Consider the following 11,358-nt stretch of genomic DNA (forward strand, 5'->3'; position numbering starts at 1 on the left):
GTCATTACTGAGTTTACTGAATTGCTTAGTCCACTCATACCAACACTTCCACCACCAATCATGATTGATAGCATAAGACCTAGTCCTATTACTAGAAGTAAAACCATCTTACTTTTTCTAACAATCAGCTCTTTAGAAGCCTTACCTAAACTTAAAATAGCTTTTTTAACCCTATCTACAAGTCTTGTTTCGTGCTTTTTAGCTATCATGCTTTTCATTTGTTTTCTCTGGTAAAACTTTTTAAATCTATTTTTCTTTATATAGGCGTCTGACTTTTTTAAATCTTCCAAGCCACTTTTAAACTCCAACTTGCTTTTTCTCTTTTTTATTTTCTTATCAAGTTTAGATAGCTTTTTTAAGGATTTTTTCTTTTTGTCTAGCTTATACTTCCTTATTCCATGCTGGAGTTTAGAGCTTACATTAGCGGCTTTTTCTCCAGATTCTACACCAGTATTGTCAGATCCTGAACTTAAATAATCTCTCACTAACTCTGAAGATTTTGCTCCAGATAATAAAACCCCAGAAGATAGACTCCCTTTGGTTTTATTCTTTAAGATATTATCCTTTAGCTTACTTTTAGACTTTTCAAGTTCTCCAATCTTTTTATCTGAGATAAAGTCTTTAACATCTTGTGCTTTCTTAGAATCTTTCGGTGTATCTTTCTTAGATTCATTTTTTAAGTTATCAATTTTCTTTCGAGTGAATTTATCACTTTCAAAATTTTTTCTCTTGTAGTAAGTCTTCTTTTTATTAACTTTCTTTTGTTCTGAAGGTTTAAGGCTTGTTTCCTTTTCATCTTTTATAAATTCTTGATTGTTGTCTTTAAACTCAGGATTATCAAAAGTCTTATCTGTATCGACTTCGCTTAGCTTATTTCCTTTATCTATTTCATTAGAAATTTTTCCCTTATCTCTAAACTTCTTTTCTTGATAAAGCTTTTGCTTTTTATCGATATTAGCATTACTGTCGTTATTGCTTACTTCATCTTTAACAAGCTTATCCTTTCTATATACTCTCTTGCTTTTCTTTGCTTCGATAGGTTTATCTTCACTTGTGTGGATTCGCTTAGACTCTTTCTCGTTAATTTTGTCTTGGAATTTATCCTTACTATGGATAAGTTTATCCTCATAATTTTTAAGAACTTTTCTTTTACTTGATGGCTTCTTATTGCTTATAGGTTGAGCCTTAGCTGAAATATCATCTGTTGTTAATTTATTAGAATTAATATTTCTACTGTTTTCACTATCAAAATTCACCTTTTTGAAGTCTACATCTAAGTCTTCATCAAGTTTAAAGCTTTCATCTGTCTTTATTTCAAGATTTGCTTGTTTGATTCCTTCAGCCTTATCCTTATTATCTAAAACTTCTTTTCTAATTCTTTCTTTGTTTTTAGACTTCTGAAAATCTTTTAGTTTATCTTGTTTTTGATCTTTAGACAATACATTCTCATGAATAAGCTTAGATTCTTTTTCTGAAATTTTATCTCCGAACCTATCCTTGGTCTTAATAATCTTATTGGTATAATCATCTGAATGAACAAGTTTACTATCCATATTCTTTTCAGGAGCGTCCCTATTTCGTATAATTTTCTTTTGAAAATCTTTTTTTAGTTTTTTATCCATATCACACCTACTTAGCTTCTTCTGGTTTTGTTGTCATTAGCTTATATAGCATGGTGTCTTTAGGGAATTTATCTATAAAGGGAACAATAGTATTTCCAAAGAATAATAGTCCCTCACCTGCGTTTGAATTAGTAATATAATTTAACTGATAAGGTGATATTTTTAATTTCTTAGCAAGAATATCCCTATCTCCAGATGCTTGATTTAACATTAGAACAAAGTCTGTATTATCAAAGATATTTTCAATTTCCTGACTTGTTAAAAGGTCTTTTACGTTTTGAGTTATACCTGTTGGAATACCGCCCCACTTTCTAAATCTTTTCCAGATTTCTACTGAATATGAAGCAGTTTGTGGATCTTTTAATAAAAGGTGGAACTCATCTATATAGTATCTTGTAGACTTGCTTCCTCTATTTAGGGAAACCTTGTTCCAAACCTGGTCTTGAATTACAAGCATACCTATTTTTTTAAGTTGTGTTCCTAGCTCTTTTATATCAAAACAGAGCAATTGCCTATTTAGGTCAACATTTGACCTATTATTAAATACATTAAGACTTCCTTTAACATAAATTTCCATTTCTGTTGCTAGTTTTCTACCAACTCCCTCTTCTTGGGATAGGAGCATATCGTATAAATCTCCTAATATTGGCATATTTTCTGGTTTTGGATCTTCAAAATATTTTTGGTATATCTTTGGTAAGCACCTATCTATAACAGATTTTTCTGCAGCAGTAAGACCAGATCCTCCTACTACAAGTTCAAGCATAGACATTATGAAATTTGCCTTGTCTTTTAAAGGTGCGTCCCCATCTCCATAGTTCATATTTATATCTAGTGGATTTAGATAGTCCTTTGACTTTGCTGAAACTTTAATAACTTCTCCATTAAATTGTTTTACAAGGTTTGAATACTCGCCCTCAGGATCACAAATAATTACATCATCATCTGTGACAAGAATTGCATTTGCCATCTCTCTCTTTGCTGAGAAAGATTTACCAGAACCTGGTGTTCCTAATATTAATCCGTTAGGGTTCTTTAGTTTCTTCCTATCTGCCATAATCAAGTTTTGGCTAAGGGCATTTAATCCATAGTACAAAGAATTTGCCGAATCAATAAATAGCTCTTCTGTTGTAAAAGGCATAAATACTGCCGTTGATGATGAAGTTAAAAATCTTTTTATTTCGACTTGATTAACTCCTAGAGGTAAGGCAGAAACAAGTCCTTGCTCTTGTTGATGAGATAATCTTTTTACCTGACAATTATGTCTGTTTGCAATTGATGAAATTTGAGCAATTGTGTTTTCTAATTTTTGATTAGTCCTAGCAAAATTCATCATTACTATGCTAACTACAAAGAGCCTTTCATCTCTATTTTGTAAGTCAGATAACATGGACTTAACATCAGCCCCAAAGGTATTTATATCTGAAGGAATAATATCCATATCATATCCAGCACGAACAGCTTTCTTTTGTTCTTCAATTTTCATTCTGTCTAAGTCTGTATTTTTTCTCTTGATGAGTTTAATAGCTTCTGCTTGTTCAACTACATCTATATGAAATGCTACATAAATATTGTCATCAATATCTAAAAACTCAGATAACATTCTGTCTGACAACTCACTTGCAAGTATTTGAAAATGGCTTACTGCTCCAATATATTTACCAAACTTAAAATTGTTTGCTGGTGCAAAATTAAAGATATTGGGAGTTATATGTGACTTTGTAGACTCTTTCTTCTTCAAATCCTTATATGAAAAATCAAAGTTTTTGTCTGGATTTAACATATCGTGAACAAGTCTTAGTCTTTCTTCGCCATCAAGGCTCTCTGCTCTTACTCCCATAGATTTAAAGTTAGAAAAAATATCTACTTCAAGTCTATTTAACTTTGCTCTTGCTTGCTCTAAGTTATCGGCTTCTGTGGTAAAGGTTATATACTTCATCTTTTTAAGTCCGTTATTGCCCTTTGCAAGTTGAAGATTTAACATCTCCCTAAACTCTTTTCTTACATCGTCATAGAAATCTCCCTTATCAGCAATTTTAATTGCATCTTGTAGGTCTCTATTTCTTCCTAATTGATTTACATACGAAAGTTCGATGTGTACACTTGGATCAAAAGAATTTAAAAAGTTGGCAAATTGGTTAAAGATTAAATCTCTATCTTCTTCCAATGCCAACTGGTAATTTATATCTTGAAATGAAATTGTCTTTGAATAATTTTTTTCATCTAACTGGCAAATGCCCTCTGATAACATTCTTATATATGGAATTGTATCCTCAACAGTAAATCTCTTTTTCTCTTTCTTTAAAAGAACACTTAGAAGACTATTTTTTGGATCTTTCTTTGTTTTTAGCCTTCTTACTTCCTTTCGGTCTTTTTTTAATTGTTTTTCCCTTAGATTTAAGTCGCTGATTTGCTTTTTTCTTTGCTTCAAGGTATGCCTCCTTTCTTATTCTCTTAGTTGGTTGATAAAACTTATGAAGATAGAAAAATTTAAAATATTTTTCAAAAGTTAAAGTATCTTTTTCATATAAGGTTATAAAAAAGATTGGCAGGGTTACTATTAGCATTACAATGATTGAAACATCATTAGGTAGATATTTCTTCATAAATAAATAGGTTGGTATGCCAATTAGTCCTGCCACAGAAAAACCTATAAGTTGTCTTTTAGTTAAGTTAAAGGCAACCTTTGTTTTAATCTTGTCCAAATCTTTTGGTATTGGTACATACGCCATTTTAATCTCCCTCTACTTCTTCTTTGGAAAGTTCAAGTATATGGTCATAATTAGATGTTGTTTCTTCTTCTAGGTAGCTAATTCTTTCTTCTAATTCTTCTTGTTTTTCTTCATTTCTGTCATTGTATGCTCCTTGATACATAACAAATTCATTATGACATCTTCCGAGTCTATTTATTCTCCTCTTTAAATTTCTAATCTCTTCATTTCTTTTACTCTCTTTTAAGATCTCATAAGTTCCTCCCAATAAAATTCCAAGTCCCAATAAAGCATAATTCTTCTTTTTTAACATTTATTCCTCCTAGTGCGTATTCATAATACTTTTTGCAACTGTTCCACTCTTAAACATCATAAGTCCAAGTAGTAGAGCATATCCTAATATACTAAACAAGCTTGCGTGAATATCTGTAATCTGTACCGTCCTTATTAAAACGGTGTAGATACCTAAACATACCATCAAAAACAAACCTTGTAGTCCCAAGGCAAAAAGTCCCTTGATATAATTTGTTCCAATCTGACCCCATTCTTTATTTCCCATAGTTGCAAATGGTATAGATGATACTGATGAGTAGACATATATTTCAAACATACGCCCATATACTATTAAGGTAATAGTTAATGATATACATTGAATTGCAATCCTCACTAGGCTTGTTTCAACTAATATCATTATTAATGCACCAACATCTTTTTCTTTTAATGTATCAACCATTGCAACTATCTGATCTCCTGAAACAGTGGCAGAAGTAGTGATTACCCCTGCCGCTTTGTTTACAAGATTTTGTGCCACATCAAAGACTGCCATTGAAAATTCAAAGGCATGGCTTGCAAGGTAGACTGCTATAAACATCTTTATAATGTATTTGAAAAACTCAAAAGTATCTGTATCGTGCATATTATTCTTTTGCATAACCATATTTATGAGTTCAATACATAAAACTGCTGTTATGATAAGACCTGCTATTGGAACAATCACATTATCATTAATGTTTTTTATGAAGTTATATACTTCTCCATTCCAACCCATTGGTGTTTTCCCAACATCAGTTGCAATAACTCCTACCTTGTCATTTATATCTAAGAACATGGACTCAAGATTTGCTTTGATACCTCCGAGTAGCATATCCTTAAAAAATTCAGTTAGCTTGTCAAAGATACCAAACATAGACTTTCTCCTATTTTAAAGCATTTGCAAGTAGTGGAATTAATTTGATACCGATTAGCACAATTCCTCCACCAGCCATAAGCTGCTTTATGCCTAATTAGAGATTGTAAAATACTTGTAGTGTGTCTGTATTTCCTATGAAATTGTAGTAAATATCAATTGTTTGGGTGATTTCTCCATTCACTACTTCTTTTTCGTGAACATAGATTTTTGAGATGAGTTCGTTTAAGGTTTCTTTGTCCAGCTTCTTTATATCCCTATGTTTTTTTATGAGTTCAATCCATTTTTTAACATTAATATCTTCAAGATCTTCTTTAACAATCAATTTTTGATTATCTTCTATTCTTTGGTTAAGATAGTCTTGTTCGTTTTGTGATTTTTCAAGAATTTTTTGGAAGTTACTTTCACTTATCTTATTGTCTAGCCAGTCATCATATAATCTTTCAATCTTTTTAGTTAAGTCTTCTACTCTTATTTGATCTTCGTAAATCTTATCCATAATAAATTTTTGTTCTTCTTCATTATCAATTTCTCGTGATTTTTCAAGTGCTTTTATAATTTCTTTTTCATCTTTTAATGCTATTTCTGCATTTTTTCTAATATCCTTAAGCACTATCTCATAAAGAGTATCGTAATAAATTCTATGTTGACTACATAATGATTTTCCATATCTTCTATAAGTGTTACAAGTGAGTAACTTTTCTCTTTTTTTCGATTTGTTTCTTCCAAGATTTAAAGATTTTCCACAATCGGGACATTTCACAATTCCTGCAAATATACTTTCTTCTCCATTTTTAAATGGTCTTCTCCTGCTCTTTAATTTTTCATTTGCTATATTATAAATATCTTCAGAAATAATTGGTTCGTGTGTATTTTCTACTATTATCCATTCCTCTTTGGGTTTATCGGATAACCAACCTACTTTGAATTTATAATTAACTTTTTGACTAGCAATATGACCAATATAAACTGGGTTTTCAATAATTTCTTTTAGGGTTGTGCAGTCCCACCAATACTCTCCACCATCTACGGTCATTTCTAACTTAGTTTTTTTATTTCTAAGTCCTTTTTTTCTATTCCACCAGGTAGGTGTAGGTATTTTTTCTTCAAATAGTCTTCTTCTAATTGCTTGTACTCCATAACCACTAAAAGCAAGATCAAAAATTTTTTCAACAATCCATGAAGTTTCATCATCGATTACTAATTTATGTGGATCTTCATTGTCTTTCCTATATCCTATTGGAGCAAGACAACCAATAAATTTTCCTTGCCTTGCTCTTGTCATATAGGCAGATTTCATCTTTTTAGAAACATCTCTTGAATAAAACTCGTTTAAAACATTTTTAAAAGGAACTATTTCGTTGTTTTCTTGAAAGGTATCTACTCCATCATTTAAAGCTATATATCTGACATTGTTCTTTGGGAAGAAATTTTCTGTATAGTACCCAGTCTGCAAATAGTTTCTTCCAAGTCTTGATAAGTCCTTAGTGATTACTATATCCACTTTTTTATTTTCAATATCTCTAATTAGTCTTTGAAATGATGGTCTATTTGTATTTAATCCAGTATATCCATCATCTATATATACATCGTAAATACTCCAACCCCTTGATTTTACATAGTTTTCTAAAAGTTCCTTTTGGTTTTGTATGCTGGCACTCTCTCCTTTCTGCTCATCATCTTTAGATAGTCTGCAATAAATTGCAGCTTTGAATGAAAAGTGATTTGAATTTGTTTGTATCATTTCCTATTCCTCCTTATTTGAGTTTTCGGAAATAACACAACTTTCTCTAAAACTATTTTTATTATAGCACTCTTTTTTATTACTATCAATATTATATTTGTTATACTCAATTTCATTAGTATTATTTAATTTGCTTGATTTTTTTATTAGTCTTAGAAAAGCGTCCGTATCTGTTCTTCTATCATCATAATTTCTTTTTACAATGTATTTTGTTTGTCTTTTTGTCATAGCTTATCCTTTCATACAATAAAAAAAAGGCGATTAGATTTTTAATTTTCTAATCGCCTTTTAAGTGTCATATTTACATTTTTATTATCTCTGGCATACTTTGATACCTTTTTAGACTTAAAGTCGTTAATAATGCCTTTCCACCTCTTTTTACCTATAAAGATTCTCCTACGTCATAGTTCATTTTTTTATTCCCTCCTTGATGTCTTAGTTTTTCTTTGTCTTCTTCATACCATTTTAAGATTGTCGCATAGTGGTTTTGATAGGTCTTGCCACTACTTTTCATGTATCTTGATAGTTTATTTATCATTATTTCTGTGTGTGAGTTTAATTTTTCTTTAAGGGTCTTATATTCTTCTTTGCTTAACCTTACATTTTTGAATTCTCCATAAAAAATGGGGGTGGACTTTTTATCTATCTCTCCCTCTCTCCCCTTATCTATACTAACCTTATCTAATCTACCCTTATCTATACTGGGTTGACCACTTGACAACCTTTGGTTAACCAGATGACAACCAACTTTTTCTTCTGAAATATATGCTCCATTGTCCGTTTGATAAAGCTGCTGTTTCTGATCGATATACATTGTTGGCTTATATCTGTCTTTTCTAATAAAGTTATTTATCTTCCAATGAGTAATGACGATAATTCCCTGATCAAAGACTATCACAAAGCCTTTGGCAATAAGTATTTTTAGGTCATCTTCATTTGCTCCGATAATCTTGATGATTTTCTTAGGGTTATTTACAAAACCGTCATCATCTGCTCGCATTGATAAATGAAAATACAGACATTGACTACTTAGTGGCATATCCAAAAATAAGTCGCTATCCACTATCTTTAGTGAAAACATTCTTTTATCTGCCATGCTCTCCTACCTTTCTTCAAATAAAAAAAGACGATAGTTTTTACTTCTACCGCCTTGTGTACATTTATTATGTTTTTAAAATTTATTTTAGTTCGTTTTCAATTTCTTCTATGGTTGGTAATGCTCCCTTTAAACTTTCAGGAATTAAGTTTTGTAGATGATATTCTGAAATTCCAATAGGCTCTCTGGAGCTTTCAGAAGCATATTTTGCCAATACATTATCCTTTGTCTTACAGATTAAAAGACCTATTGTTTGATTATCCCCATCTCCCTTTAATATATGGTTTACAGATGTTACATAGGTTCCAAGTTGTCCTATATCCGCAGGTTTAAATGCGGAAATTTTAACCTCCACAACTACATAGCAATGTAGCTTAATGTTGTAGAATAACATATCAATAAATTCTTCTGAATTTCCAACTACAAGTCTATATTCTCTGCCCACGAACGAAAAACCTGTCCCTAGCTCCAATAAGAATTTTTGAATATTATCCATCAAAGCGTCTTTCAATTCTTTTTCATCATAATTTTGCCTTATAGATATAAAGTCAAAATTATACGGATCTCTCGTCATTTCATTGGCTAAATCACTTTGTGTAGCAGGCAAATTATTTGTGAAATTTGTTATTGCTTTTCCTTGTCTTTCAAATAGATCTGTATCCAAGAAATTTAAAAGCACCGCTCTACTCCAGCTATTTTCTAATGTTTTAGATATAAAGAAAAATGCTTTATTCAAATTTCCCTCACATCTATCCATAATATATCTTTGATGTCCCCATGGGATACTAAAAATCATATTAAAATCTCCACCGACTTTAGATATTTGTAAATCGTCCACAAGCTGTGGACGATTTAATGGCGAATACATTTCATAAAATTTCTTCATATATTTTAAATTAGTAACAGAAAATCCTTTAACATTGGGAATTTCATTTTTTAAATCCGAACTTAATTTTTTATAGAATCCGCTTCCCCATCTGCTTTCTGCCTTTAAGTTAATAATTTCTTCTCCTAAACTATAATAAAACTTTAGCATTTCAGAATTGACCGAAACTGCTGCTTTAAGTTGTCTGCTTGTATATGATCTTTTTATTTTCTCAAGCATTTTTATATATTCACCATCTCCTATAATATCTAAATCTTTTTTATCCATTCTAATCACTCCAATCTGATTCTTTTTATTTTATTCTATCTCTTTCACCAATGGTGGGAGTTTTAATCTTTTTATCACAATCAGCTTACGGTAAACAAGCTCATTTTATCATTACACATTTAGTTTAATTAATGTGATTATACCAAAAATGTTAAATCTTTTCTATCTCTCCCTCTCTCTCTTTATCTATCTCTATATCTTTCTCTATCTCTTGTCGGACATGGGTTGGACTCATTAAGGACAATGTCCTCTGTTTATTTTGTCTGTAAAAAATTCTTTTTTTAATTTTATCCAATAATATCTTTTGTTTGTTGCCATATCTGCTCCTTTCTTGATTTTCGATAATCGAAATTCTTGATTTCCGATTTTCGGAATTCTTGATTTCCGATTTTCGGAAGTCTTGTTATTTTAGTTATTTAAGGGTGTAACTTTTCGTTACTCCCTTAGATTTCTCTGGTCATATCTTTTTTACTTGGTTTTACTTTTTCTTTTACTTTTCTTTTGACTTTTTCTTTTGTCTTATCCTTGTTCTTGGATAGGTCTTTGTATTTCTTTATTTGTTTTAGGATACTTTCTTTTTCTTTTTTATTTTCCTTGGCTATGACTTGCTTAAAGGCATATTCCATTACTTTTATGTCTTTGGCTTGGAAGAATATTTCATAGTTTTTGCTTTCTTTGTTTTTCATTACTGAGAAACTTACTCCAAGTTTGTTTAGTTCTTTTCTTAAGTCTTTGAGGTTGCTTTGATCTATGCTTATATTTTCTAGTTGTCCTTTTTTGTAGAGGTCTTTTATTTTTATTTCATCGCCAATAAGGCTTTTTAGGTTTCCATTTGCTTTTTCTAAAGTATCATTCATCTTTTTTCTAATTTCTTTGTCTAATTTAATTGATTCTTTTGCTGCCTTTATTGTGTATGATATTATGGTTTGTGCTGCTTGCCCTGCTTCTTTGCTTATTTCTTCGTTTATCATGCTTTATCTCCTTTGTTTGAATTAAAAAAAGGGAAGTATAGGCTTTAATTTTTCTATACTTCCCTTTGATTGTTTTTATTTTATTGTTCTTGGTGGTGGAATGCTTTATTTTGATGTTTTTATAGCTTACTTAGGTATTTGTACCTTTTATACTTTAAAATAGCTTACAATGCCTTTCCACCTTTAGTAGTTTATGTGCGTTCTTTTGTCTGATAGATAGTTTTTCATGTTGGAATATATAATCTGTATTTCTTCATTGTTCATCGCTTTTATTTCTTCTGTGCTTTTATAGGTTTTGTATGTTCCATCTTGATCTGCTTTTATGAGTTCATCTATTAGCTCTTGCCTTTTATTCATCTCTATTACCTCCTAGATCTGCCTTTAGTTGTTTGGTCATATTATAGCTTGGATAAGATATTTTTACCAGGTCTTATCTTTCTTGATCCATTTTCTTGTTTTTCATCATTTCTCTGTATTCATTATCTTTAATAACTTGGTCTTGGAATTTTTTAATCTGTGCTATTACACTTGGTTTTTCACCTTGTTTTATTAGCTTATCTATTTCTATGGATAAATCTATGCCAAGTTCTTTGTTTACAAAATCTACTGAATATTTTATATGATTAATTTCCTGGTATTCATCTTTTATCTTGTCTTTTTCTCTATTTATTTCTTCAAGATTTGCCATTAAAAGATTTTTTTCTTCATTCCATTTTTTAGGACTTAGTTTTTCCTTATCTGATAGGAGTTTTTTTAATTTCTCTCTTACTACCTTATATTGGTCTATATCTTTCTTATGTTTGTTATAGAATGTGTCTTTTGTGAATATATTTTTCTTTTGATATTCTTCATAAACTCCTTTTTTGTCTTTGTAT

At 30.6% G+C, this 11,358-nt stretch carries 10 protein-coding genes and 3 pseudogenes; all 13 read right to left on the reverse strand.

The window, feature by feature from the left end:
- Window positions 1-1,622, reverse strand: a pseudogene (locus tag HMPREF9131_RS04450) (hypothetical protein); the annotation flags it as partial.
- A 7-nt stretch (window positions 1,623-1,629) separates the two neighbouring features.
- Window positions 1,630-4,053 (reverse strand): VirB4-like conjugal transfer ATPase, CD1110 family, encoded by a 2,424-nt coding sequence (locus HMPREF9131_RS04455; protein WP_083794621.1) that lies wholly within the window; start codon window positions 4,051-4,053, stop codon window positions 1,630-1,632.
- The gene (locus HMPREF9131_RS04460; RefSeq protein ID WP_002838526.1) at window positions 3,944-4,354 is read right to left on the reverse strand and encodes a PrgI family protein; all 411 of its coding nucleotides are present in this window, start codon (window positions 4,352-4,354) and stop codon (window positions 3,944-3,946) included. The genes HMPREF9131_RS04455 and HMPREF9131_RS04460 overlap by 110 nt, the downstream gene beginning before the upstream one ends.
- A 1-nt stretch (window position 4,355) precedes the next feature.
- Window positions 4,356-4,646, reverse strand: coding sequence for a hypothetical protein (locus tag HMPREF9131_RS04465; protein ID WP_009345649.1), 291 nt, complete (start codon window positions 4,644-4,646; stop codon window positions 4,356-4,358).
- Between the two features lie 9 nt (window positions 4,647-4,655).
- Window positions 4,656-5,519, reverse strand: coding sequence for a VirB6/TrbL-like conjugal transfer protein, CD1112 family (locus HMPREF9131_RS04470; RefSeq protein ID WP_000466914.1), 864 nt, complete (start codon window positions 5,517-5,519; stop codon window positions 4,656-4,658).
- Window positions 5,520-5,529: 10 nt separating this feature from the next.
- Window positions 5,530-5,613: pseudogene (locus tag HMPREF9131_RS08215) on the reverse strand (Maff2 family mobile element protein); the annotation flags it as partial.
- A gap of 3 nt (window positions 5,614-5,616) precedes the next feature.
- The gene (locus HMPREF9131_RS04475) at window positions 5,617-7,263 is read right to left on the reverse strand and encodes a recombinase family protein (protein ID WP_007516570.1); all 1,647 of its coding nucleotides are present in this window, start codon (window positions 7,261-7,263) and stop codon (window positions 5,617-5,619) included.
- Between the two features lie 3 nt (window positions 7,264-7,266).
- Window positions 7,267-7,491: a hypothetical protein gene (locus HMPREF9131_RS04480; protein ID WP_007516568.1), complete on the reverse strand. Its 225-nt coding sequence runs from the start codon at window positions 7,489-7,491 to the stop codon at window positions 7,267-7,269.
- Between the two features lie 154 nt (window positions 7,492-7,645).
- Window positions 7,646-8,359 (reverse strand): hypothetical protein, encoded by a 714-nt coding sequence (locus tag HMPREF9131_RS04485; RefSeq protein ID WP_009345654.1) that lies wholly within the window; start codon window positions 8,357-8,359, stop codon window positions 7,646-7,648.
- Window positions 8,360-8,441: 82 nt separating this feature from the next.
- Window positions 8,442-9,512: a YhcG family protein gene (locus tag HMPREF9131_RS04490; protein ID WP_007516562.1), complete on the reverse strand. Its 1,071-nt coding sequence runs from the start codon at window positions 9,510-9,512 to the stop codon at window positions 8,442-8,444.
- Between the two features lie 443 nt (window positions 9,513-9,955).
- The gene (locus HMPREF9131_RS04495) at window positions 9,956-10,483 is read right to left on the reverse strand and encodes a PcfB family protein (protein WP_009345651.1); all 528 of its coding nucleotides are present in this window, start codon (window positions 10,481-10,483) and stop codon (window positions 9,956-9,958) included.
- Between the two features lie 183 nt (window positions 10,484-10,666).
- Window positions 10,667-10,840, reverse strand: coding sequence for a hypothetical protein (locus tag HMPREF9131_RS08470; RefSeq protein WP_019035175.1), 174 nt, complete (start codon window positions 10,838-10,840; stop codon window positions 10,667-10,669).
- 73 nt (window positions 10,841-10,913) lie between these two features.
- Window positions 10,914-11,358 (reverse strand): annotated as a pseudogene (locus HMPREF9131_RS08685) (nickase); the annotation flags it as partial.

The sequence above is a fragment of the Peptoniphilus sp. oral taxon 836 str. F0141 genome (genome assembly GCF_000179335.1).
GTDB classification, from domain to species: domain Bacteria; phylum Bacillota; class Clostridia; order Tissierellales; family Peptoniphilaceae; genus Peptoniphilus_A; species Peptoniphilus_A lacrimalis.

Excerpts from the sequence above, each read along its gene's own strand:
- HMPREF9131_RS04465 (WP_009345649.1), bottom strand. The coding sequence starts at position 4,646 with ATGTTAAAAAAGAAGAATTATGCTTTATTGGGACTTGGAATTTTATTG.
- HMPREF9131_RS04475 (WP_007516570.1), bottom strand. The coding sequence starts at position 7,263 with ATGATACAAACAAATTCAAATCACTTTTCATTCAAAGCTGCAATTTAT.
- HMPREF9131_RS04460 (WP_002838526.1), bottom strand. The coding sequence starts at position 4,354 with ATGGCGTATGTACCAATACCAAAAGATTTGGACAAGATTAAAACAAAG.
- HMPREF9131_RS04495 (WP_009345651.1), bottom strand. The coding sequence starts at position 10,483 with ATGATAAACGAAGAAATAAGCAAAGAAGCAGGGCAAGCAGCACAAACC.
- HMPREF9131_RS04485 (WP_009345654.1), bottom strand. The coding sequence starts at position 8,359 with ATGGCAGATAAAAGAATGTTTTCACTAAAGATAGTGGATAGCGACTTA.
- HMPREF9131_RS04480 (WP_007516568.1), bottom strand. The coding sequence starts at position 7,491 with ATGACAAAAAGACAAACAAAATACATTGTAAAAAGAAATTATGATGAT.
- HMPREF9131_RS04470 (WP_000466914.1), bottom strand. The coding sequence starts at position 5,519 with ATGTTTGGTATCTTTGACAAGCTAACTGAATTTTTTAAGGATATGCTA.
- HMPREF9131_RS08470 (WP_019035175.1), bottom strand. The coding sequence starts at position 10,840 with ATGAATAAAAGGCAAGAGCTAATAGATGAACTCATAAAAGCAGATCAA.
- HMPREF9131_RS04490 (WP_007516562.1), bottom strand. The coding sequence starts at position 9,512 with ATGGATAAAAAAGATTTAGATATTATAGGAGATGGTGAATATATAAAA.